Here is a 21310-nt window from a genome sequence, read left to right on the forward strand (position 1 = left end):
GAACAGACCGCTGTCGATAACGCTCATAAAGCGCCGGTCCCATCCGGCAAGAGTCATGGCATCCTTTACCAGGAATTCCACTGACAGGCCGCGTTCTTCAGCCTTCGTTTTTGCCCGGCGGATCGCCTCCTCTACGAAGTCGATACCGGTGGCCTCGCAGCCCCTGGCGGCGAAATACAGGGTCGTATCCCCCGTACCGCACCCTGAATCGAGAATGGGACCAGTGATGCGGTCCGCAATCGCGATAAACGGTGCTTTGGGTCTGCCGATATCCCACGGTGCGGCGCTGTCATATACTCTGGTAAATCCGTCACGGAATGATGATGGCAGATCCTGCATCAGTGATTCTCCTGTGTAGTTGTGATGATATTCTCCGGCTGATCAAGTAACCCCCGGAGACTGCACTGGAAATTCAGAGCTCATCGATGGTCTTCGCTGCGGCATTCATAGCTTCTGCGATTTTGCTGATCTGTTCCGGTGTTGCGTTCCCCCGCAACATTCGTGCCATCACTGCGCCGTGCAGATTTTTGAAGGCCTTCATTATTTCCGGAGATCGTCCCTGCTGGAAGCCCCTTCCCGCTTCTTCGAGACGGTCAAATAACTCCTTAACGCGTACATCATTAGTCTGAAGGTATTCTAATCCTTCCGGGGTTACCGAATAAACCTTCTTGCTGCCCTCTGAAGATACCGTGGCAAGCCCCTCTTCCTCCAGCATCGTCAGGGTAGGATAAATCACGCCGGGACTTGGCGCATATCCTCCGGCAAGGCGCTGCTCCATGGTCTTGATGAGCTGATATCCGTAACTCGGCTGTTCCGAGAGGAGTTTGAGGACCACAAGCTTGACGTCTCCTGCATCGAACATGCGTTCCCGTCCGCCGGCAAAGCCCCCAAAACCGCGTGGGTCTCTCCCCCCATGGCCAGTAAAACTGCGTGGGTCTCTACCATGAAAGCCACCAGAATTTTTCACCAAAACTGCCCACATTCCACGTCTGAACAAGCATTGTCCGAACCCCTCATTTCCGGAGTTTACAACCTTCCGAATCCGGGCACGCAACGGGCCCCGTTTCCCAAAAATTTCCAATCGGATCCCGCAGAGAGCTCCATTTCGGATCCGACACCCCCCTGTTATGAGCAAAACTCCTGGAGTTTTTGCATGAACATGGGGTCCGGCAGATCATCACAATTCTCCATTCACTGCCGAGAAAATACGAATCCCCGGGCAATAACGCCCTCAAACGCCAAAAAACCTGTGTTGCGGGGATATCGGATACAGGAGTTCAGCTGAATACCCTGTCATTCTCCGACGTGAAATCCGATCACCCCGGTAACGGGGTACGGCACCCCTCCGGCCGCCGGTCAGGGCGGAGAGACAGCAAAACCCGTTTTGAGGGGAGATCGGCCTCTGGGATGCTGCTAAATACTGCTGGTCGTTCTCCGGCGTGAAAATGTGCTGAACATGATGAATTACCGCTGCATTTCCGGGAATTACTGTCTCCCGGGAGGCTGCATCAGTATTCCCGGGATTGGTGCTCCGACGGAGAATGTCAATAAGATGAGCGTATGTCTTTCATGGAGTCCCTGACCGGACAGATCTATCCAAAAGCTCATTTTCTCCGACGGAGAATCCCGCATATCCGACGTGTACCCGATCGCGAAGAAGGGGGTTTTTACCCTTTTCACATGCCAAGACCCGTTTCCGGAACGATCGGCCAGCCAAAAGCGTCTATTAGCGCTCCTCATTTCTCCGACGTAAAAATGAGAAAAATCCGGGAATTTGTCCCCCGTATTCGGGAATTAGTACCCCTGACCAGGGTGAACGTCCGATACGGGGAGATGGTCTCCGACGGAGAATCATGGTGAGGGGAAGGTATATTCCCCAGGGTCTCTCTCCCCCTCCCTATCCGGTTGCAAATGTTTTCCTCACCACCACCGCCACCGTCACCGCCGCCAAGGCCGTCACGCAAAACGCAACAAAAAACCCGGCCGCATCAGCAACAATCCCGGCGATGAAAGGCAGCAGCGCCATCCCGACGTAGCTCATCGTGGTGAAGAGCCCCATCACGGTCCCCTGGTGTTCGTGGACGCGTGCGAGGAACGCCATCTGGGCGATCACCACGATGCCGGCCACGGCCCCGAGCACGAGAAACCCGGCCGGGGAGACGTACGAGACGGCGACGCCGGCCATCATCAGGATCGCGGAGATCCGGATCGCGAGGATCTCGTTGATGGGGAACCGGGAGATCACGAGCACCGCGAGGATCGTGGCGATGCTCATCCCCGCGATCCAGAGGCCGAGGAGGTTGGGCGATGCCCCGGTGAACTTCGGGTACAGGGAGGTGACGACGCCGGTGATCCCGACAAGCACGATGGACGAATACCAGATCCACCGGTACTCCTTCACGAGCGCGATGAAGGCCGGGAGATCGCTGTGAGTCGCGGGGGATGCCGGCGGTTCCCGGAGGAAGAGGCTCGCACCGGCCGGGACGATCGCGAGCAGGGTGAAGAGGACGATCCCGGCGGCCGGCCGGCCGGTCGCGGAGGCGAGGAGGCCGGGGCCGACGAGGCCGATGACGAGCCCGGCGTTGAGGAGTGCCATGAAGTAGCCGCTCATCTTCCTGTGGTCTTCCCAAGCATTGACCACGGACAGTGCCGGGGCTACGAACATCCCGGCGCCGATCCCCTCGATGAGCCGGGCCGCGAGGGCCGGGACTTCGGCCGTGGTCATCGCAAGGAGGATGCCGCTCGCGATCGTGAGTATGAAGCCGGCCCGCACCATATGGACCCGGCCGAACCGGTCCGAGAGGATCCCGGACGGGAGCGTACTCAGGACAGCGCCGAGGAAGTACGCGGAGTAGATCGCGCCCGACCACGCAGAGCCGGTCGCGTACGCGGGGAGGACCGGGACGATGGCGTTCGATAATGCCATGATGGAAAAGATTCCTAAAAAAAGGGTGAGCTGCGATCGCATGGGAATCGCATCAGACCATGCGGTACGTCTCGAGGTTCATGGGGGAATGGGTCTCGATATGGTACCGCTTGTAGATGGAACTCGCAAGATCGATGGTGTTGTTCTCGTCCCCGTGGATGCAGAAGATTTTCTCGGGCCGTGGCGAGATCTGGCCGACATAGTTCATCAGCTGCCTGCGGTCGGAGTGCCCCGAGAAGCCGTCGACTGTAACAATCTCGAGATTGATGGTGATCGTCCCTTTCCGACCCATCGGTACTTCCCGCCAGCCTTTCTGGATGCGGCGTCCGTAAGTGCCGTCAGCCTGGTACCCGACAAAGACAAGAGCGTTCTTTGGATCATCCGCAAGGTTCAGGAGATATTCCATAACCGGGCCGCCGTTGAGCATGCCGCTCGTGGAGATGATGACACAGGGGTCGCCTGCAATCACTTTCTCTCGCAGCTCCTGGCTGTCCACCTGCTGGAAGCACTCGGCAAGGAAGGGGTTCATGCCTTCCCGGAAGATCAGGTTCCGGAGCTCAGTGTTCAGGTATTCCGGATACGTGGTGTGGATGGCAGTCGCTTCCCGGATCATGCCGTCGAGATAGATCTTCACTTTCGGGATCTTGTCGAGGCGCATGCCTTCTTCGAGTGCAAGCATGACTTCCTGCGAACGGCCGACCGAGAACGCCGGGATGATCACTTTCCCGCCACGCTGGAGGACCGTGTTGATCGTCTCGTAGAGCCGGGCCTCGGCATCGGACCGTGGCTGCTGGAAATCGTTGCTGCCGCCGTAGGTGCTCTCCATGAAGAGCGCCTCGAGTCGCGGGAACTGGTTGATCGCCGGGTTAAAGAGGCGGCTCTTGCTGTAGTTGAAATCGCCGGTGAATGCGATGTTGTACATGCCGTCCCCTATATGGAAGTGGGCGATCGCAGAACCGAGGATATGGCCGGCGTTGTGAAAGGTGAGCTTGATATCCGGCGCAATATCCGTGACGCTCCCGTAGTTGAGCGTGATCGAGTGACGGATGTAGGTCTTGACCTCGTTTGAGGAGTAGGGGACCTTCCGGTCTTCCTTGTGGATCACGTCCAGGTAATCGAGCTGGAGCATAGCGGAGAGATCGCGGGTCGGGGGGGTCGAGTAGACCGGGCCTTCGTACCCGTACTTATAGAGCAGGGGGATGAGTGCACAGTGGTCGAGATGGGCGTGGGTAAGAACAACTGCATCGAGCCCGGCGAGCGGGTGGATCTCGGGGACATACAGGTAGGGAGTCCCGTTCTGGTTGTCCGGTTTTTCCCCGCAGTCGATCAGTACCTTGCTGTTCGGTGTGGAGAGCAGAAACGCGGCCCGGCCGACTTCGCGGCAGCAGCCGAGCATCGTGACCCGGATCCAGTTGTCTTTCCGGGTCGCATCCTTGCCGGCTTCATCCCTGCCGGGAAGGTCGCGGTGGATACGACGGCCGATCGTGCGGAGGAATTGTTTCCGTTCTTCGTTGACGGACCGGAGATACTGCCGTACCTGCTTGACTGTCGTGCTCTCGATCGGGGGTGTGCGGACAACCTTCGGAGTCCACCCGATCGCCTTGGTGATCTCACGGAGCGTGGCACCGTTCTTGCCGATCACGACACCGGGCTTCTCGGCCTCGATCAGCACTTCCCCGGTGTCGGCGTCGAAGAAGATATCCGTGATACCTGCGGTCTCGGGGACTACTGCCTTGATATCGTTGTAGGCCTTCTCCGGATCCTCCAGGATCGTGGGCCGCACAACAATGCGCTTGCGCAGGTCCCGGGCAAGGATCTTGATCAGGTCCGCCTCATCGGCAAACCGTTTCGGGTCGTCCGTGTAGATGACCAGTTCCGGGCCTTCGAATTCAACCTGCGTTACCGAGATGCCGCGGGGCACCTTCTCGTTAATCTTATCTTTGAGCTCCTTGAGCCGTTCTTCAATCTGCATAAAAAAGTCGTCCTAAAAAAAGTTATATCGAGGTCTTGGCAAGATACGGTTTAATGGCATCTTAGCTGAGCTCCTGATACTTGTCTTTTGTTATCACCACAACGTGGATCCCTTCGCCGGAACCCGCATCGCGTTTCATTGCCGATTTCAGGCCACGGACTGCAATCTCGATCGCCTCGTCCTCGGTCATGTTCGGCCGGAACCGGTCTTCCAGTACACCATAGGCCATAGGGGAACCGGAGCCGGTGGCAACGATCTCCTCTTCCCTGGTCGCACCGCCCATTGCATCAACAGAGTAGACACTCGAGCCTTTCTCGTCGACACCTCCGACAAGCAACTGGACATAGTACGGGAAATACCGGTTCTGGTTCAGGTAATTCGAGAGCAGCGTCGCTGTTGCCCCAACCGTGATCGGGCGTGACCTGCGGATCTGGTAAAGGTTGCATTCCACGGTAAGGATGCGGGCGAGCTGCTGTGCATCCCCAACCCCGCCGGCCGTGGTCATGCCGATCCGGTCTGCGACCTGGTATACTTTCTTGGCTTTCTTGCTGGCGATCATGTAGCCCATGGTCGCCCGTTTCTCGGTTGCGAGAATCACGCCACCGGCAAAAACAATGCCGAGGGTGGTTGTTCCCTTCATGGACTCCTGTACCTGTTCAGGCATATTGACACCCCAAAAACAAATTAACGCCTAAAATATGTTAAAAGCGCTATAAAGTATTAGATGATATGAGGAAACTTAAAGGTTTTTATTCTGAACCATCGCTGCACAGCGCACGGATCAGTTCGCGGTCATAGAGCATGGCTACCAGTTTCTTGTCGCCGTTCACGACCGGTAGCTGGTCCACGCGGGCCCGCCGCATCTTCAGGGCGCATTCGCTCACTTCTGCATTCTGCGGCACGGCAACTACGTTCCTGACCATGGCGAGTTTTACCGGACGGTTCGGGAGCTGCACCTTGGAGATACCGAAGCTGATCGTGTGATTGTCCCGGATGCTCTCCCAGGTCCATTCGTCGTCATCAGTCCCGTTGGAGAAATCGGAGACCCCGACGCTATCCTCTATGCTGGAGTTCCGGATGAGGTCACGCTCGGAGATGATGCCCTGGAGCTTGTTCTCGGCATCGAGGATCGGAATTGCATCGACACCGGAGATCTCCATGACCCGGCCGACAACCGGCAGGGGCGTCTCCTCCCAGAGGGCAAAGGACTTGCTCGTGTATTTGTCCTTGATCTCATCCTTGATCTTGAGCTGGGCAAGAGCCGCCACAACATCTGCGACCGAGAGGAGCCCGATCAGGTGGCCGTCCTCCACGACTGGAAGCCTGCGGATCCGGCGGGAGATGAGCATGCCCGCCGCTTCACGGATGTCCATATCGGGCTCAATGACAATCGGTTTTGAAGTCATCAGGAGCCCGAGCTGGGTCTCCTCGGGTTTCCGCAGGAGATCCTTCCGGGTGATGATGCCGACGATCTTCTTGTTCTTGATTACCGGTACGCCGGAAATTCCTGTACGCTTGAGGATCTTCAGGACATCGTCCCGGTTGCCCGGGATCTCGACGTTGACAACGTCGGTTGTCATGTAGTCTCTGACAATCATTTCTGTTATGATCTCACCACCATGGTGGAAACCTTGCTGTGGGTGACCACAAACGTGCTGACGCTCCCAATGAGCAGCCGGTCAGTCTGGCTCTTGCCATGGGAACCGACTACGATCAGGTCTGCCTTGACCTTTTCAGCAAGGGAAATCACTTCGCTTCCGGCATGACCGTATTTAAGGTGGGTGGTGAGGGTGACACCTTTTGCAGCTGCCTCGGTCTTTGCCTTCTCAAGAACAGATTCCCCCTCTTTCTTGAGAACAGAGTACATCAGTTCAACGGTATTATCTGCGGGAAGCGAAGAGAAGAGACCTGTCTCCACGACATAGGTAGCATGGAGCTTCGCATTTCCCGTCCTGGCCAGATCGAGCGCCCATTCCAGGGCACGCCGACCAGCTTCCGAACCATCGAGAGCTACGAGGATGTTAGCATTCACCGGAATCACCCAAAACAAACATGCCTGTTTTATTGGGTTTCCGAATTAAAAACTCTTGTGCCGATAGTGGCAAAAGAAGCCCGTTTTGTGATGGACGCAACCGGATCGCGGCTGAAATCAAGCCCGGTTTTTCCGGGTGCCATGCAAAACAGGTTTGCCAGCGCACCTTCCCGGATAAAAAACGGGGACCCCCGCATGGCCGACCCTGCCACCGCGGAGCGGAGAAGACGGGTCGGATCGGGTTTGTATACCGTGGAGACAAACGCCATCTCGCCGGGCATGTCGGGCGGGACGAACATGGCATTGTCAGTACCGAGATAAACCGTACAGCCGAGTTCCTCCATCATCCTGATGGGGGGATGACGGGACGATGCCGTGACGCCGAGGATCCAGTTGGAACGGGGGCAGACCGCGATAGGGATCTCCTGCTCCGCACAGAACCGCAGCTGTCTCTTTGTGGCAAAGGTCGCATGGATGATCAGGTCCGGGTCGAACGACAGCGCCGCATCGACATCTCCTGCATCCCTCTCCCCGGCATGGAACGCGATCAGTTTGCCGGCTGTCCGCGCTGCTGTCACGGCCCGCTCGACATCCGGGACATCACGGGTGCTGCTGATCCCAAGTCCGCCTGCGATCTGCTCGCCCCCTTCACGGCCGAATATAGCGGTATGGAATTTCAGCCCCCGGCAGGCTTCCTGCAATGCGGTGACACCGTCACGACCGCCTTCCCGGAAATCAGCACAGCCCGCGGTCCCTCCGGCCATCATACCCCGTATGCTCCCCCGCATACCGGCAACGAGATCCGCCCGTGGGGCGGCGGCAAGCAGGCGGTGCTTCAGGCCATCCGGGGGGGTAACCAGTGCAGCGAGATCTCCCCCGCAACCGCAGTCCATGGCAATCGTATCGCCAAGGTGCGTGTGCGCATTGAAGAATGCCGGGCAGATCCAGTTCCCGGGCGCACGGGGATTATCCTCGATTGCCGTAATCCTCCCACCTTCGATAATAATATCAACGGGAGAGAGCGCGAGCTCCTCACCCAGCAGTGCAGTTCCGGATATGATCAGCGGTCCTTTTCCCATGACGCGTATCTCTCTTTTATATATCGAAAAATGAAATATATTTGCATGGCAAAGAAGCAAGGTGGAAGATTACTATCATCAGCAGGACTCGTCAATTATTATGAGAGCGAGGACCGCCGGGCAGTGCACATCAGCCCCATCACTGTGATGATCGTTGCAGCCGCGATTGGCATCATCGTCATGGCTGCAAGGATTGCATTTCCCGGATAACTCTCCTTTTGGAGGGTATGAGACCCGGAGTTATGACCACTCTTTTTTCAGCACGCGTTTTGTGATATCCTCCTCACTCCGGAAATAAAGGCTGTCGTGGCCGGCCCAGGCCGGGCAGTTGCGGAAGATGACCGCCGGGACGCCGTTGTTGCTCTCACCCATAACGAAGTTGGCAAACCCGGCGATCTCGTCCACGACCGCTTCTTCCGTGATCTTGAGCACGTGGCCGAAGAGATCCGTATCGCCCCGGAAATCCCGGATCGCCACCATGCCGCTCCAGCCGATCGCGTTACCGGTCTGGCCCCTGCGGAATGACCGGCCGCAGGTATCGGTGATGATCGTTCCCACGTCTTTGCCGGTGATCGTTTTTATCTCATCCCGCAAATCGTCCGCTGCTTTCATGGGATCCGGCGGGAGGAAGATCACCATGCCGTCCTCGATATTGCTCTGGTCCACACCTGCCCTGACACCGATATGGCCGAAAGAGAGTTCTGAGAGGATGAACGGGTGCTCCATGATGATATCGGTCGAGGCATCGAGAACCGCCTGGACGAACCGGGGATCCTCGCCGTTCAGGTTCCCGAGCCGGACCGCCCGCTCCGAAGGGGTAATTGCCAGCAGGGGTTTGGTATAACCTTTCGATTTTGAGTAGATTGTCGAGGCTATGCAGAGCACGTCCCCCTCGTGAAGCGGCGTGTTCTCGCAGATCATTGCGGCAATGTCGTCGCCAGCCTGGATCAGCGGAAGACCCTGCACTCCCATTACCTGGATCGGTTTCATATGTACATCTCTATGAGATGAACGTGCGATATAGGGATTTCGGATTGCTCTGGCAATGTTTGCGCCGGCAGGACTCCCGTGGTATAATGTACTCCCGGGGCGTGCCGGGTGACCGGAACCGGAACGGACCGGCGGTTGAGTCCCGGCACTCGCGGGGACGTGTCGCCGATATCTTTTTATGAGACCTGCACCCAACACCCAGATATCATGTACCTCATCATCCGGTGCCCGGGAGGATGCAAAACCTTCACGTACGTGGACCGGTTCCAGAAATGGAAGCTCTGCCCGTTCTGCGGGCATGCGTATGAGGTGGCAAAGGCGCCAACGTATCTCGAAGTCGAGGACCACCACGAGGCCGAGCATATCGTCAGGCAGATGGAAAAGCACCTGCAGGAAACACGGAAAAAAGATTTTTCACCGGAAGAGAAGGAAGAACTCCGGCACCATTATACCACCCACCTGCGCACGAGAAAGCATAACTCCGTGCATTAAAACACGGAATATCGTTTTTAACAGGATCCTGATTTTAGCGGTTCATCACGTCATCACGGCTGACTTTCCCGGTTGCCCGGTGATAGTGTTCCTGGTCTTCCCCCGGCCCGGATTTCCCCGGGATCACGTCCCCGCAGCCGGGGCACGGGTGGAACCCCTGATAGACGATGCAACGACACCGGCTATGCAGAGCAGGGTGAATACCAGGAACGCAACGACCGTGCTCCCGATCAGCGCAGGACCGACGGCCGGTGTGATATCAGCAGCACCAATAAAGATCGGGAAACAGAACATCGCCATCCCGGTTTTCCTCTTCCGTACAGGTCCGGCAGATCGGATTACGGATGAGGCTTGCCTGGCGATATATGTAAGAGAATGCATAGCGATGTACCTGTGAGGGATCGCGATCGCAGAATCTGATGTGGCCATCATCGGCACCGGGCCTGCCGGCCTGTTCTGCGCGATTCATGCTGCAGGCCCGGGCCGCCGGATCGTGCTGTTCGAGAAGAACGCGGAGCCGGGGAGAAAACTCTTGCTTGCCGGGTCCGGGCAGTGCAATATCACCCACGCGGGGGAGATTACGGGTTTTGTTACCCATTACGGCAGCCACGGCCGGTTCCTGAAGCCTGCCCTTATGGGATATTCAAACCAGGCACTGATCCGGTTCTTTACGGATCGCGGGCTTGCGATGGTGACTGAAGAGAACGGCAAGGTCTTTCCGGAGACCCGGTCATCGGCCGACGTGCTCCGGCTCCTCATACAGGAATGCGGGAGACGGGGGGTGGAGATCCGGTGCGGGGAGCCGGTCACCGGGATCGCAAAAGGCGGTGCGGGGTTCACGATCACATCGGAAAAAGGCACGCACTGCGCCACGAACCTTGTCATCACTACCGGGGGCGCGTCGTACCCGAAGACCGGGTCTGCCGGTGACGGGTACCGGCTTGCTGCCGCTCTCGGCCAGCCGGTGACGGAGATTGCACCGGCGCTTGCCCCGCTGCTGGTCCGCCCGTTCCTGTTTGCAGGTCTTGCCGGCATCTCGTTCGAAGGGACGCGGTTTACGGTCTGGCGTGACGGGAAGAAGGTTGGCGACCATACCGGCGACGTGCTCTTCACCCACCTCGGGCTCTCCGGCCCGGGTATCCTCGATGCCTCGCGTGCGATCCGGCCCGGCGATCTGGTCAGGCTCTCGTTCGTTGGGACGATGAGGCGTGAAGAGTTTGCCGCGGATCTCGCGAAGCGTGCCGCAGAAAACACGGGCTGGCAGGTGAGTACGATCTTGGCAAAGTACCCGATCCCGGAGCGGCTGAACCGGAAACTGCTGCAGCTCTCAGGGATCCCGGAAGAACTGAAGGGCTCCCAGTTCTCCGGAGAGATGCGAGCCGCACTGGTGACAAACTGCACGGAGTTTCCTTTCCCGGTCGAAAGACTCGGGGACTTTGCGGTCGCGATGGCAACACGGGGGGGCGTTGCACTGGAGCAGGTGAACCCAAAGACCATGGAATCGAAACTCGTGCCGGGTCTTTTTTTTGCCGGGGAGGTGCTCGATATCGACGGCGACACCGGCGGCTATAATCTCCAGGCCGCGTTCTCGACCGGGCACTGTGCGGCGATGGGGATCGGCAAGAGAGCGGAAGCACCAGGCAGGTAGGGTAAGGGGAAAACTGAAGAAATCCTGATTCCCATGATCCTTACCGGTCTTTGGGAAAAATGTCTCCCCGCCTCAGGGCCACTCCGGGGCAGGGTGGTTTCATATTTGCTTTTAGTTACTGATCCGCCGCGGGGCGCCCTGTCGGTGGCGGCCCGTTCATCACAATAAGAGATCAGATAATATGAGATCCCTTCAATTCAGACACAAAACAGACACAAAAAATAAAAAAAATTGCTAATTGCTATGTATTCGCATCAGCCGCATATCATTCGTTCTTGTGCAGGCCCTTTGGCCCGAATGTGATCCCGGCCTTCCTGATCATATAATAGGCCCCGGCAAGGCCGATGATCACAACGCCGATACCGATCAGCTCGATACCGTTTGTCTGCGATGGATCGAGCAGGATCACTTTCCGGGCAATCGCGATGATGGCAAGGAGTACCACGATCTCGACATGGATCGCATTCTCCCGGAAGTATTCCATCATCGTATCGAGCAGCTCAATTGCGATCAGCACCAGCAGGAAGGTACCAAGTACTTCAACCAGCGCGGCGTTCTGGAGGAGCCCTACCGGAGGATTGGCGACTGCAATGATAATATCCCAGACGAGTTCGCCCAGGGCAAAGACAAGGACGATCATCAGCAATACGATGAGCGCACCGTAGAAAAACTTCTCAAACTTGTTAACAAATTCCGGCATATCCATTTTGTGCTCCTTATCCGAAAGGGATCAGGTCCGGCAGGGCCGGGTCATACAGGTTCACGACATCGCCGATCACGATCACGGCCGGTGGTTTCACACCCGCTTTCTTTGCTGCACCGGTGATCGTTGTAAGGGTACCGGCAGTCACCCGCCGGTCCTTCCGCAGGCCTCGCTCGATGATCGCGACCGGGGTCTGCGGATCTTTTCCGTGCTTCATGAGAACCGCTGCAATCTTCCCAAGGTTCGCAACACCCATAAGGATGACGATGGTCCCCTGGCTCCGTGCGAGGAGCTCCCAGTCGAGTGCGGGCCCGGGCTTTGTCGGGTCCTCGTTGCCGGTAAGGATCGTGACCTGGGAAGCGTACTTCCGGTGCGTGAGCGGGATACCGACCGAGGCGGGGACGGCAAGGGCGCTGGAAATCCCCGGTACCATCTCCACCGGGATCCCGGCGGCCCGCACGGTCTCGAGTTCCTCGCCGCCCCGGCCGAAAAGGAACGGGTCGCCACCCTTGAGCCGGACCACGATCTTCCCGTTCTTTGCCCGGTCCACCATCAGCGCCTCGATCTCGTCCTGTTCGAGATTATGTTTCCCGCCAAACTTTCCGCAGTCGATCTTCTCGGCCGATCCCGGCAGAGAAGCAAGGATATCCTCACCGGGCAGCTGGTCGAAGAGCACGACTTCTGCCGTATCGATGATCGCCCGGCCCCGCTGCGAGAGCAGCCCTTCGCCGCCGGGCCCCGATCCTACCAGATAGACTTTGCCTGTTGTTTTACCTGTCATGCGTAATCCCCAGTTGCCTGTATGCCTCTTCTATGAGGTCCCCGGCTTTTGCCCGGAGTTTTTTACCCTCTTCGCGGGCCTGTTCGATGGTCCTGACATCCACTTCGATCCGCTCGGCCCGCTGGCCGTCAAGCGAGAGCACTTCTGCAATGAGATGGCCGGCCCGGCAGTAAATACCGAGGGGCGTAAAGCACCCGCCGCCCAGCTGCTCCATCACGGCCCTCTCGATAAGCACGTCGGTCCGGGTCTGCGGGTGGTCGAGCGCTGAGAGCACCTCCATCAGCGAGGGATCCGCCCGGCTGACCACCGCCACGGCCCCCTGGTTGGGCGACGGGACGAACTTCTCCGGGGGGAACCGTTCGCCCGGGATGCGGATGCCGAGCCTGGTCAGGCCTGCTTCCGCAAGGACGATCGCATCGTACTCGCCTGACCCCATCTTCCGGATCCGGGTATCCACGTTGCCCCGGAGATCCTTGATCCGGATATCCGGGTCATGGCGGAGAAGCTGGGCGCGCCTGCGGGTACTCGAGGTCCCGATGACGCGTACGGTGGAGAGCGATCCATTATGGGCGAGGTAATCTGCGGGGGAATCCCGTTTCAGGATCGCTGCGGTAAAAAGGCCGCTTGGCCGGTAGGCAGGTATGTCCTTCATGCTGTGCACCGCACAGTCGATCCCGCCGGCAAGGATCGCATCATCGAGCGCCCTCACAAAGACGCCCTGCCCGCCAATCTCGTGCAGGGGCACCTGGGTCGAGGTATCGCCCTGTGTGGTGATGATCACTTTCTCTGTCCCTATCCCGAGAGCAGTGAGTTTTTTTATCACGGTCTCGGTCTGCGCAAGGGCGAGCTTGCTTCCCCGTGTCCCGATTTTTATCGACATTGTGTGTACGCCTGTGCCAGTGCGGCAAGGTCCTGGTCGGTATGCGCTGCGGAAAGGAAATTTGTCTCAAACTGCGACGGGGGAAGGAAGATGCCGGCCCTGAACATTCCCTGCCAGAACGTGCCAAAAGCGACAGTGTCGCATTCCTTCACCTCCCGGTAATCCTTCGGGGGCGTATCCCGGAAGAAATACTTGAACATCGAGCCGAGCCGGACGAACGAGCCGCCGGCTTTGCTGCCGAGTGCCTCTTCAAGCGCCCGGGTTTTCCCGTCGAGCTCGCGGTACACCGGGGCATGATCGTGGAGATACTCCAGGGTGGCGATGCCGGCTGTCAGTGAGAGCGGGTTTCCGGAAAAGGTCCCGGCCTGGTACACCGGCCCCTGCGGTGCCACCAGTTCCATGATCTCCCTGCGCCCGCCAAAGGCGCCGATGGGGAGACCTCCGCCAATGATCTTGCCAAGCGTAGTGAGATCCGGCTTCACGCCGTACTTCACCTGTGCCCCGCCGATCCCGACCCGGTATCCGGTGATCACCTCGTCAAAGATCAGGAGTACTTCATGGGCTTTTGTGATCTCCCGGATCTCCCGGAGGTAGTTGTCCTTTGGCAGGACCGGCCCGATGTTGCCGGGCACGGGTTCGATGATGAATGCTGCGACATCGGTATGGGCAGAGAGCAGGGAATCCAGTGCCTCAGGATCATTATAGGGCACCTGCCGGGTGTGGGCCACCAGGTCCGCAAGAACCCCCGCAGAGTCCGGGACGCCCATCGTGGTGGCACCGGAACCGGCCTTGACAAGCACAGCATCATGTGCACCGTGGAACCCGCCTTCGATCTTCACGATATCCTTTTTCCCGGTGAAGCCGCGGGCAAGCCGGATTGCCGCCATCGTTGCTTCCGAGCCGCTCGAGACGAACCGGACCATATCCATGCCGGGGTGGTCCCGCGTGACCAGTCGTGCGAATTCCGGCTCCAGGGGAGACGGGGTGCCGTAGAGCCACCCGCTCTCCAGCTGGGTCGTAATGGCAGCCCGGATCAACGGGTGCGCATGGCCGAGGATCAGCGGGCCATAGGCCATACAGCAGTCGATGAGCGTTGTCCCGTCGACCGTGGCCAGGTGTGCCCCGGAGGCGGATGCGGTATAGAACGGGTATGGTTTGATCGCCCGTACCGGGCTGCTGACACCGCCCGGCATCAGGGTCTTTGCCACGTTAAACAGCTCGCTGCTAGACTTATGCGTCATCGAGCCACCCGGCAACGTCGCCAGCAAAATAGGTGATGATCAGGTCGGCACCGGCACGCTTGATGCAGGTGAGGCTCTCAAGCACGGTCTCCTTCTCTTTCAGCCACCCGTTGGCAGCCGCGCTCTTGATCATCGAGTACTCGCCGCTCACCTGGTACGCGGCCACCGGCAGCCCGAGCGTTGCGATCTCCGCAAGCACGTCGAGGTAAAACCCCGCCGGTTTCACCATCAGGATGTCCGCACCTTCATCAACATCCAGCTGGGATTCGAGAAAGGCTTCGCGGCTGTTGCCGGGATGGACCTGGTACGTGGTCCGGTCACCGAACGAGAAGCCCGAGTCTGCCGCCTCCCGGAACGGGCCGTAGAGTGCCGAAGAGAACTTGGTGGAGTAGGACATGATCAGGACTTCCTCGAACCCCTCATCATCCAGCGCCGTGCGGATGGACCTGACCATCCCGTCCAGCATGCAGGACGGTGCAACAATGTCGGCCCCGCTCGCCGCATGGCTGAGTGCAATCCTGTTCATCAGGAGCAGCGACTCGTCGTTGAGCAGGTCAGGACCGCAACGGGTCTCGCCCACAATGCCGCAGTGGCCGTGATCGGTATACTCGCATGCACAGACGTCCGTGATGACGACCATGCCCGGCACTTCGGCCTTCACCCGCCTCACAACCTGCTGTACTACCCCGTCAGGGTCAAACGCTGAACTGCCTTCCGGATCCTTGTCCTTTGGGATCCCAAAGAGCAGGACCGCCCGGATCCCTTTCTTCCAGAGCCCGGCTGCCACGTCACCTATCCCACTTACGGGATACCGGAACTGGCCGGGCATTGCCTCGATGGGACGGGGGACGGTGATGAGTTCGTCCACAAACAGCGGGGCGACCAGATCATTACGGGAGAGCCGGATCTCCCGCAGGAGCGGCTGGATATTCCGTGACCGTGCCCTCCTCATACGTCGTTCGGGAAACATACAGATCCTTGGCACCTCCGGTTTACTGACCGGTTGGTTGAATACATTTTTTTAAATCCATCGTATTTATGGTTACAGTATTGTACAGGCCGTACTGTATAGTGGAAGATCTTCACGGGCCGGGCAGACCGTCGCTACAACAGGAGCAGAGCCACTGAACAACGGGCCGTCATTAAGCCGGAGAGCGCCAACAGGATACTTCCTGCCTGTTTTTTATCTTTCCCGTGGTTATAGTGAATATCATGCCGCTCATTCAGGGGCCACGGTCCGGTTTTTCCGGGGTCTTCTCCGTCATGCTCATCCTCCTGCTGGTGGTGATGCTGACGGGGATTGTCGCAGCGGTGCTGTTTGGGACGGTGAAGGTCCCGGAGAAGGGCGGCTACTTCAGCCCGGCGGCAGAAACGGTCTATATTGACGGGAAGATGGTGGTCCGCATCCAGCACCGGGGAGGGGATGTACTCAGCCTGAATACCTCCCCGGGCACGGGAAACGCACATCAGATTGCCATTTTTGTCCAGCTGCCATCGGCAATGGTGGAAGTCCGCATCTCCCCTTCCACACGATCGATGCGTTTTGGGCCGGGAGACACGATTTACCTGTATCACGCTCAGGCCGGCTATTTCCTGTCCGACACCGGGGCATCCATTCACCCCGACCAGGACATTTCTCCGGAAACGACCGTGCCTTCAGCGTATGTCGTGATCGTTGACCAGGCTGCAGGCGTCACGATCGCCCGGCTCGGTCCCTTCTGATGGCGGGACCCGGGCTCACCTGCCCCCCCCGCTCTTCAGCAGCATGCCGCTTGAGGGCGCAGGCAAGCCGGAGGGCGCTTGCCACCAGGTTCCGGAGATCTTCCTGCGTATACCTGTTGTTTTCGATCTGGCCCCAGTCCTTGGTCGTGTCCTCGTCATTTTCCCCGACCCATGACGCGATCGCATCCTCCGGGATATGGAAGCCGACCCATGAGAGGAAATTCAGCAGGTTGCCGGCCACATGCTGGATCCCGTCCACATGGCCGATGATGATCAGGCCGGCTACTTTGTCAGCGATCAGCCGGTTCCCGAACCACGAGTACTGGTTCTCGATACAGTTCATGCGCTCGACAAATTTCTGGATGAGCGCGGAGTGGTTGTTCCACCGGATCGGTGTTGCGAGGATCAGGATATCGCAGGAGAGCACCGCATCGTACACGCGCTGCATCTGGTCATCAGGGTACTTGATGGAGCTCTGGCAGGGGTAGGTGCAGTAATACGGGTTCTCGGAATAGTTACCTTCACATTCATAAATCCGGCAATCCTTGAGACGGATGAAATCGGTCTGGCACCCGAATGTCCTGTACTGCTCAAGTGCCGTATCGAGCAGGCGCTCTGATTTGCTCATCTCCGGCTGCTGGCGGCTCGATCCCGAGATGCCGAGCACCCGGATCTCGCGACAGACGCTCCGGTCCGGGATCGGGACGATGTTGATCCCGAACTTCCTTCCGACAAGTGGCGCTGGCATGATTTAATTATGATGGAGCACGCGATAATCTACTTATTGATCCGCAGGCCCTTAGGATGCAGGTGGAATCAGGGGGGAACAATACGGGAGAGAACCTTCAGGCGGTCATTGCAGAGGACCCTGTAATTGCAGAGGATCGTAAGAGATGCATATGCGGGCCGTGTCCGAGCTACAACGAGTGCATGCGGGCTGAGGGCGGCCTGCTGTTCTGTATTACCGGAAAGACCGGCGACTGCACGTTCGGCATGAAAGGCTGCTCCTGCCCCGTATGCCCGGTATGGAAGGCCCGCAGCCTCAGGAAGGCGTATTGCTGTATCCGCGGATCCGCAGAGGAGCAGGTATAGCAGCACCTCTCTGCGGGGAAAGGGATGTGCCCCTCACGCCAGCAGAAATTCCGTTGCTGCATACAGATAACCATTTTTTTATACCGGCCGGGACGACCATGTACTATGAAGGTCTCCCTGTTCCTCGCCTCTGTCCTGCTGGTCTGCGCTGCACTGGCAGGTGCGGCCTGCACGTCCACAATCCCCTCCGCCTCACCCGGCCTGTCTTCTCCCGTTACCCGGGATTCTGCTGTGCTCTCCGTCCCGCTTTCGTCCCTTGCCCTGACCCCGGAGGATATCCCGGCAGGGTACGTGCTCACGGAGAGCCGGGCAAAGAACAGTTCAGAAGTGGGGAGCCTCGCCATCAGCCTTGGCTGGCAGGAAGGCTGGGTTGTCGGGTATACCAACAGTACCGGAGGGTTCCTGAATACTTCCGGTATCGTGCAGACCATTACGTTGTATCCAAAGAGCAATATCCCCGGTATTATCGGCGTTATCAGCAGGCAGGAGCAGTCCGATAAAGACATCACGTTTACTGAAATTGCGGCCCCGGGAATTGGCGATACGAGCGGGGGTTACGTGGGCAAGGCACATTCGGGCATGGTAATCAAACCGGATGATGCGGGCAGTCCTTTCTCCAGCAGTCTCGTATCCGGGGGGTCCCTGCATACCGAGTTCAAGCAGGATGTGGCCGAGGTATATTTCGCCAGTGACGGGATACTGGAAGTGATACGGGTGACCGGGCCTGGTGCAGATGCAGCGACGGTAACCGGACTCGCCCGGAATGCAGCCGCCAGGATCCCCTGACCGGGCTCACCCTTTTTATTGTTGGCACCCAATCAGAACTGATCAGGGTACTCAACCGGAGAAGAAGAATGGAATTCAAAGATGTTGTCATGCAGCGATATGCGACAAAACAGTTCGACGGGAGGATGATCGAGGAACCGAAACTCTTTGCCCTCCTTGACATCATCCGCTATTCGCCATCGGCCTTCAACCTGCAGCCCTGGAAGATCAAAGTGGTCACTGCAAGCAAGATCAAGGCAAACCTCCGCCCGCATGCAAACGATCAGCCCCAGATCACCAGCTGCTCTCACCTGATGGTCTTCTGCGCCAACACGGAACTTGAGCCGCTGGTAGACAAGGTTTTAGGCGGGATGCGAACGGGTGGTATGCCCCCTGAGATCGTCCGCCAGTTTGAGGCGATGATGAAGGGCTATGTCGCGTCCATGAACCCGGAGCAGCGCATGTCCTTTGCCCGGGAACAGATCCACATTGCCCTTGCAAACGCGGTGAACGGGGCCAAATCGCTCGGTATGGACTCCTGCCCGATGGGTGGCTTTGACCCGGCGGCCTTTGCAGAAGTCCTGTTCCTGCCGGAAGAATACGTCCCGGTTGTGCTCTGCGCAGTCGGATATGCCGCTGATACCCCTCCTCCCAAGTGGCGCCTGCCCCGGGAAGAGGTATTTTTTTAATTTTTCCCGTCACAGGTTCCGGTAACGGCCCGGCAGAACCGTTTATCCGGGAATGCAGGATATCCGGAAAAATCCGTATTAAAAACCGGCATATCCGATACGGTTGCAGTTATTCCTGCCGCCGGGTATCCCGGAGAGGCTCTCCCGTGGTCAGGGCCTTTACCAGGGCATGTGCAGCGGGCATATCCCCCTCTTCGGCACTTGAGCGGACGGAGAACGTTGCATCGGTGAGCAGTTTCCGGGCGAGGACCCGGGTGAGATCATCGATAATGGCGGCGGTCTTATCATCGGCCGTGCCCAGCCGTGCAAGGGCCCGCTCCCGTTCCCGTACCCGCACGGTCTCTGCCCAGGTGTGGAGCGCACCGAGCAGTTCGTCCGCATTTTTCCGGTTGAGGTGCCGGAGAAAGATGGCAAGCTCGGCCTCGACAAACCCGTGGGCCCGGTCAGCTTCTGCCTTGCGGGTGCTCATGGTCTGCTCGTTGACCGTGCGGAGATCATCGATCGTGAAGAGCCGGACACCGTCAATGCTTCCTGCGCCGTCTTCCACGTCACGGGGCTGGGCAATGTCGATGAGGAGCAGCGGGCGGGGGTGGCCTTCCACAGGCCAGCACCGGTCCTTCATCGCCCGGGCCAGGTCCTGCCGGTGGATGACCGGGTGCGGGGCGGAGGTACAGGAGATCACCACGTCCGAGAGGGTGATGTAATGGTACAGGTCTGCCATCCGCACGGCCTTCCCCCCGATCTTGTTTGCAAGGATCTCCGCCCGGCCGTACGTGCGGTTCGCCACGTACATGGCAGTGAGGTTTTTTGCTGCAAGTGCCTGGGCGACAAGGAGCCCCATCTCGCCGCTGCCTACGACAAGGATATGCCTGCCGGCAAGCGTCCCGATCTCGGTTTCGGCCAGCTGGACAGCGGCGGACCCGATCGAGACTGCACCCCGGTTGATCAGCGTGCGGCGCCGTACCTCGATCCCGACGTGGATCGCCTTGTTGACACAGGTCTCAAGGAAGCTGCTGGCCGTGCCGGATTCCTGTGCATCCGTCAGCGCTTTCCGGAGCTGGCCGAGGATCTGGTCTTCCCCCACGATCATCGAATCGATACCGGATGCAAGGGCGAAGAGGTGGCGCAGGGCCCCGGTCCCGTCGTGGATGAAATAGTCCTTCCGCCCGTTCCCGTCAAGGAAGTCGCGGAGGGAAGCCTGGTCTCCCTCGACCACCACTTCCACCCGGTTGCAGGTCTGGAGGAGGAGGACGCCGGCAAAGCGTTCCCGTGCCGCGGCCAGGAATTCTTCTTCGCCCGCGAACCGGAACGATTCGATGGTGGTCACGTTTGCCGTGTGGTGGCTGACCCCGGCAATCGCCAAAGGCACGAGCGGCTCATGCATGCAGGTACCTCCCCCGTACCTCGTCCCAGGCCCGGCCGGGATCATCCAGCAGCGCTTCCCAAACCGCATGATCCTCCAGCACGTCCCAGAGGATGGCAGTCCGCCGGGCCTGGTCGGGCTCACGTTCCTTGAGCGCCTCCCGCAGCCGGGCCTGGAGCCCGATCATCTCATCCAGCGCCGGGAAGTCCTCCTCAATATGCTCGCGTATGAACCGGGAGATCGCCGGGCTCGCCCCCCGGGTGCTGATCGCGATCGTGTAATTCTCCCCGCCGGTAACCGCGGGAAGGATCACGTCGCCTGGCTTGCCGTCCGCGTTGTTGAACAGGATTCCTATCGCTTTGCACGCCTTCCCAATCCGGTTGTTGATTGCGGGATCGGAGAGGGCGGCAATGACGAGGAAGGCTCCCGAGAGAAGCGGTGCAAGCTGGCGGCCTGTCACCGTCCCGAGCTCGAGTTCCTGGCGTTTCACACCCATACCGTCAAAGGCCGGGACAAACGACCGGCTTACGACAAGCACATCGGCCTTGCCGGAAAAACAGGCAGCCTTCCGTGCGGCCACTTCTCCCCCTCCGAAGATCACGATGCGCCTGCCGGAACAGTCCACAAAGAGAGGGATCATCTGTTAGTAGATAGGGTGATATCGTTACTTTAAGATTCTGGAATATCCGGGAGGGTCATCAAAACCCCGACAAAGAGAAGGACCAAAGGTTCTCCCGGGCTACCGGATCCGGAAGGCCGGGACCAGGGACTGCCGCAGCACATGCCCGCTGTAGTACCGGAGAAATTCCGGCACGCTATAATGGCGGAAGGGATACGTACTGCATCCCTGACTGTTCGATATGCTTAAATCGTTTGAATTCCCACATTGTAGAGCACACTGCGCCGATAGTGTAGTGGTTATCACTAGGCGTTGC

25 protein-coding genes are annotated in these 21310 nt (G+C 58.7%); 7 read left to right on the forward strand and 18 right to left on the reverse strand.

Annotated elements, in window-relative coordinates; genetic code table 11:
• From WBL42_RS00180 to WBL42_RS00215, 8 genes are all read right to left on the reverse strand, one after another.
• Nucleotides 1–339, reverse strand: a 339-nt coding sequence (locus WBL42_RS00180) for a class I SAM-dependent methyltransferase (protein ID WP_424719242.1), incomplete at its 3' end; no start/stop codon positions are given.
• A 73-nt stretch (nt 340–412) separates the two neighbouring features.
• Nucleotides 413–862: a PadR family transcriptional regulator gene (locus tag WBL42_RS00185; RefSeq protein ID WP_424719243.1), complete on the reverse strand. Its 450-nt coding sequence runs from the start codon at nt 860–862 to the stop codon at nt 413–415.
• A gap of 1035 nt (nt 863–1897) precedes the next feature.
• Nucleotides 1898–2968 carry an MFS transporter gene (locus WBL42_RS00190; protein WP_424719244.1) on the reverse strand — a complete coding sequence of 357 codons (1071 nt, stop codon included), beginning with the start codon at nt 2966–2968 and terminating at the stop codon, nt 1898–1900.
• A gap of 10 nt (nt 2969–2978) precedes the next feature.
• Nucleotides 2979–4898, reverse strand: a complete 1920-nt coding sequence (locus tag WBL42_RS00195) for a beta-CASP ribonuclease aCPSF1 (protein ID WP_424719245.1) — start codon at nt 4896–4898, stop codon at nt 2979–2981.
• A 61-nt stretch (nt 4899–4959) separates the two neighbouring features.
• The gene (gene psmB / locus WBL42_RS00200) at nt 4960–5562 is read right to left on the reverse strand and encodes an archaeal proteasome endopeptidase complex subunit beta (RefSeq protein WP_424719246.1); all 603 of its coding nucleotides are present in this window, start codon (nt 5560–5562) and stop codon (nt 4960–4962) included.
• 85 nt (nt 5563–5647) lie between these two features.
• Nucleotides 5648–6496, reverse strand: coding sequence for a CBS domain-containing protein (locus tag WBL42_RS00205; RefSeq protein WP_424719247.1), 849 nt, complete (start codon nt 6494–6496; stop codon nt 5648–5650).
• Between the two features lie 5 nt (nt 6497–6501).
• Complete coding sequence (locus WBL42_RS00210) at nt 6502–6930, reverse strand: universal stress protein (protein ID WP_424719248.1); 429 nt, start codon at nt 6928–6930, stop codon at nt 6502–6504.
• A 29-nt stretch (nt 6931–6959) separates the two neighbouring features.
• On the reverse strand, nt 6960–8009 hold the full coding sequence (locus WBL42_RS00215) for an amidohydrolase family protein (protein ID WP_424719249.1): 1050 nt from the start codon (nt 8007–8009) through the stop codon (nt 6960–6962).
• 45 nt (nt 8010–8054) lie between these two features.
• Between WBL42_RS00215 and WBL42_RS00220 the strand changes: the two genes are divergently transcribed.
• Nucleotides 8055–8219, forward strand: a complete 165-nt coding sequence (locus WBL42_RS00220; RefSeq protein ID WP_424719250.1) for a preprotein translocase subunit Sec61beta — start codon at nt 8055–8057, stop codon at nt 8217–8219.
• Between the two features lie 30 nt (nt 8220–8249).
• On the opposite strand, the gene WBL42_RS00225 is transcribed toward WBL42_RS00220, so the two are convergent.
• Nucleotides 8250–8999 carry a coenzyme F420-0:L-glutamate ligase gene (locus tag WBL42_RS00225; protein ID WP_424719251.1) on the reverse strand — a complete coding sequence of 250 codons (750 nt, stop codon included), beginning with the start codon at nt 8997–8999 and terminating at the stop codon, nt 8250–8252.
• Nucleotides 9000–9206: 207 nt separating this feature from the next.
• On the opposite strand from WBL42_RS00225, the gene WBL42_RS00230 reads away from it, so the two are divergent.
• Nucleotides 9207–9491, forward strand: a complete 285-nt coding sequence (locus tag WBL42_RS00230; RefSeq protein WP_424719252.1) for a DUF1922 domain-containing protein — start codon at nt 9207–9209, stop codon at nt 9489–9491.
• Nucleotides 9492–9614: 123 nt separating this feature from the next.
• Here the strand turns inward: WBL42_RS00230 and WBL42_RS00235 are convergent, their stop codons facing one another.
• Nucleotides 9615–9923: a hypothetical protein gene (locus WBL42_RS00235; RefSeq protein ID WP_424719253.1), complete on the reverse strand. Its 309-nt coding sequence runs from the start codon at nt 9921–9923 to the stop codon at nt 9615–9617.
• On the opposite strand from WBL42_RS00235, the gene WBL42_RS00240 reads away from it, so the two are divergent.
• The gene (locus WBL42_RS00240; protein WP_424719254.1) at nt 9913–11139 is read left to right on the forward strand and encodes an NAD(P)/FAD-dependent oxidoreductase; all 1227 of its coding nucleotides are present in this window, start codon (nt 9913–9915) and stop codon (nt 11137–11139) included. The genes WBL42_RS00235 and WBL42_RS00240 overlap by 11 nt on opposite strands.
• A 265-nt stretch (nt 11140–11404) precedes the next feature.
• Here WBL42_RS00240 and WBL42_RS00245 read toward each other — a convergent pair whose 3' ends face one another.
• Genes WBL42_RS00245 through hemB form a run of 5 tightly spaced genes read right to left on the reverse strand, consistent with a single transcriptional unit; the run spans nt 11405 to nt 15714 of the window.
• The gene (locus tag WBL42_RS00245) at nt 11405–11845 is read right to left on the reverse strand and encodes a phosphate-starvation-inducible PsiE family protein (protein ID WP_424719255.1); all 441 of its coding nucleotides are present in this window, start codon (nt 11843–11845) and stop codon (nt 11405–11407) included.
• Nucleotides 11846–11855: 10 nt separating this feature from the next.
• Nucleotides 11856–12623 carry a uroporphyrinogen-III C-methyltransferase gene (cobA, locus tag WBL42_RS00250; protein ID WP_424719256.1) on the reverse strand — a complete coding sequence of 256 codons (768 nt, stop codon included), beginning with the start codon at nt 12621–12623 and terminating at the stop codon, nt 11856–11858.
• On the reverse strand, nt 12613–13503 hold the full coding sequence (hemC, locus tag WBL42_RS00255; RefSeq protein WP_424719257.1) for a hydroxymethylbilane synthase: 891 nt from the start codon (nt 13501–13503) through the stop codon (nt 12613–12615). The genes cobA and hemC overlap by 11 nt, the downstream gene beginning before the upstream one ends.
• Nucleotides 13494–14744, reverse strand: coding sequence for a glutamate-1-semialdehyde 2,1-aminomutase (gene hemL / locus WBL42_RS00260; protein ID WP_424719258.1), 1251 nt, complete (start codon nt 14742–14744; stop codon nt 13494–13496). The genes hemC and hemL overlap by 10 nt, the downstream gene beginning before the upstream one ends.
• Entirely contained in the window at nt 14734–15714 is a 981-nt protein-coding gene (gene hemB / locus WBL42_RS00265) for a porphobilinogen synthase (protein WP_424719266.1), read from the reverse strand. The genes hemL and hemB overlap by 11 nt, the downstream gene beginning before the upstream one ends.
• 242 nt (nt 15715–15956) lie before the next feature.
• On the opposite strand from hemB, the gene WBL42_RS00270 reads away from it, so the two are divergent.
• Nucleotides 15957–16466 (forward strand): type IV pilin, encoded by a 510-nt coding sequence (locus WBL42_RS00270; protein WP_424719259.1) that lies wholly within the window; start codon nt 15957–15959, stop codon nt 16464–16466.
• Here WBL42_RS00270 and WBL42_RS00275 read toward each other — a convergent pair.
• On the reverse strand, nt 16438–17214 hold the full coding sequence (locus tag WBL42_RS00275) for a flavodoxin family protein (RefSeq protein WP_424719260.1): 777 nt from the start codon (nt 17212–17214) through the stop codon (nt 16438–16440). The two genes, WBL42_RS00270 and WBL42_RS00275, sit on opposite strands and share 29 nt — an antisense overlap.
• A 56-nt stretch (nt 17215–17270) precedes the next feature.
• Between WBL42_RS00275 and WBL42_RS00280 the strand changes: the two genes are divergently transcribed.
• The 3 genes from WBL42_RS00280 to WBL42_RS00290 all read left to right on the forward strand — a co-directional run bounded on the left by WBL42_RS00280 (nt 17271) and on the right by WBL42_RS00290 (nt 19012).
• The gene (locus WBL42_RS00280; protein WP_424719261.1) at nt 17271–17558 is read left to right on the forward strand and encodes a DUF2769 domain-containing protein; all 288 of its coding nucleotides are present in this window, start codon (nt 17271–17273) and stop codon (nt 17556–17558) included.
• A gap of 105 nt (nt 17559–17663) precedes the next feature.
• Nucleotides 17664–18344, forward strand: a complete 681-nt coding sequence (locus tag WBL42_RS00285; RefSeq protein WP_424719262.1) for a hypothetical protein — start codon at nt 17664–17666, stop codon at nt 18342–18344.
• Between the two features lie 68 nt (nt 18345–18412).
• Nucleotides 18413–19012 (forward strand): NAD(P)H-dependent oxidoreductase, encoded by a 600-nt coding sequence (locus WBL42_RS00290; protein WP_424719263.1) that lies wholly within the window; start codon nt 18413–18415, stop codon nt 19010–19012.
• 109 nt (nt 19013–19121) lie between these two features.
• On the opposite strand, the gene hemA is transcribed toward WBL42_RS00290, so the two are convergent.
• Together hemA and WBL42_RS00300 are read right to left on the reverse strand one after the other, a co-directional pair.
• Nucleotides 19122–20396, reverse strand: coding sequence for a glutamyl-tRNA reductase (gene hemA, locus WBL42_RS00295; protein ID WP_424719264.1), 1275 nt, complete (start codon nt 20394–20396; stop codon nt 19122–19124).
• Nucleotides 20389–21015, reverse strand: a complete 627-nt coding sequence (locus WBL42_RS00300; RefSeq protein ID WP_424719265.1) for a precorrin-2 dehydrogenase/sirohydrochlorin ferrochelatase family protein — start codon at nt 21013–21015, stop codon at nt 20389–20391. Before WBL42_RS00300 ends, hemA begins: the two co-directional genes overlap by 8 nt.
• Nucleotides 21016–21310: the final 295 nt, after the last annotated feature.

The organism is Methanoregula sp. (assembly GCF_049686655.1).
Classification (GTDB): Archaea; Halobacteriota; Methanomicrobia; order Methanomicrobiales; family Methanospirillaceae; genus Methanoregula.

Coding starts and splice junctions, on each gene's coding strand:
- WBL42_RS00185 (WP_424719243.1), bottom strand. CDS start 862: ATGTTCGATGCAGGAGACGTCAAGCTTGTGGTCCTCAAACTCCTCTCG.
- WBL42_RS00190 (WP_424719244.1), bottom strand. CDS start 2,968: ATGCGATCGCAGCTCACCCTTTTTTTAGGAATCTTTTCCATCATGGCA.
- WBL42_RS00195 (WP_424719245.1), bottom strand. CDS start 4,898: ATGCAGATTGAAGAACGGCTCAAGGAGCTCAAAGATAAGATTAACGAG.
- psmB (WP_424719246.1), bottom strand. CDS start 5,562: ATGCCTGAACAGGTACAGGAGTCCATGAAGGGAACAACCACCCTCGGC.
- WBL42_RS00205 (WP_424719247.1), bottom strand. CDS start 6,496: ATGATTGTCAGAGACTACATGACAACCGACGTTGTCAACGTCGAGATC.
- WBL42_RS00215 (WP_424719249.1), bottom strand. CDS start 8,009: ATGGGAAAAGGACCGCTGATCATATCCGGAACTGCACTGCTGGGTGAG.
- WBL42_RS00220 (WP_424719250.1), top strand. CDS start 8,055: ATGGCAAAGAAGCAAGGTGGAAGATTACTATCATCAGCAGGACTCGTC.
- WBL42_RS00225 (WP_424719251.1), bottom strand. CDS start 8,999: ATGAAACCGATCCAGGTAATGGGAGTGCAGGGTCTTCCGCTGATCCAG.
- WBL42_RS00230 (WP_424719252.1), top strand. CDS start 9,207: ATGTACCTCATCATCCGGTGCCCGGGAGGATGCAAAACCTTCACGTAC.
- WBL42_RS00235 (WP_424719253.1), bottom strand. CDS start 9,923: ATGATGGCCACATCAGATTCTGCGATCGCGATCCCTCACAGGTACATC.
- WBL42_RS00245 (WP_424719255.1), bottom strand. CDS start 11,845: ATGGATATGCCGGAATTTGTTAACAAGTTTGAGAAGTTTTTCTACGGT.
- cobA (WP_424719256.1), bottom strand. CDS start 12,623: ATGACAGGTAAAACAACAGGCAAAGTCTATCTGGTAGGATCGGGGCCC.
- hemC (WP_424719257.1), bottom strand. CDS start 13,503: ATGTCGATAAAAATCGGGACACGGGGAAGCAAGCTCGCCCTTGCGCAG.
- hemL (WP_424719258.1), bottom strand. CDS start 14,744: ATGACGCATAAGTCTAGCAGCGAGCTGTTTAACGTGGCAAAGACCCTG.
- hemB (WP_424719266.1), bottom strand. CDS start 15,714: ATGTTTCCCGAACGACGTATGAGGAGGGCACGGTCACGGAATATCCAG.
- WBL42_RS00270 (WP_424719259.1), top strand. CDS start 15,957: ATGCCGCTCATTCAGGGGCCACGGTCCGGTTTTTCCGGGGTCTTCTCC.
- WBL42_RS00275 (WP_424719260.1), bottom strand. CDS start 17,214: ATGCCAGCGCCACTTGTCGGAAGGAAGTTCGGGATCAACATCGTCCCG.
- WBL42_RS00280 (WP_424719261.1), top strand. CDS start 17,271: ATGCAGGTGGAATCAGGGGGGAACAATACGGGAGAGAACCTTCAGGCG.
- WBL42_RS00285 (WP_424719262.1), top strand. CDS start 17,664: ATGAAGGTCTCCCTGTTCCTCGCCTCTGTCCTGCTGGTCTGCGCTGCA.
- WBL42_RS00290 (WP_424719263.1), top strand. CDS start 18,413: ATGGAATTCAAAGATGTTGTCATGCAGCGATATGCGACAAAACAGTTC.
- hemA (WP_424719264.1), bottom strand. CDS start 20,396: ATGCATGAGCCGCTCGTGCCTTTGGCGATTGCCGGGGTCAGCCACCAC.
- WBL42_RS00300 (WP_424719265.1), bottom strand. CDS start 21,015: ATGATCCCTCTCTTTGTGGACTGTTCCGGCAGGCGCATCGTGATCTTC.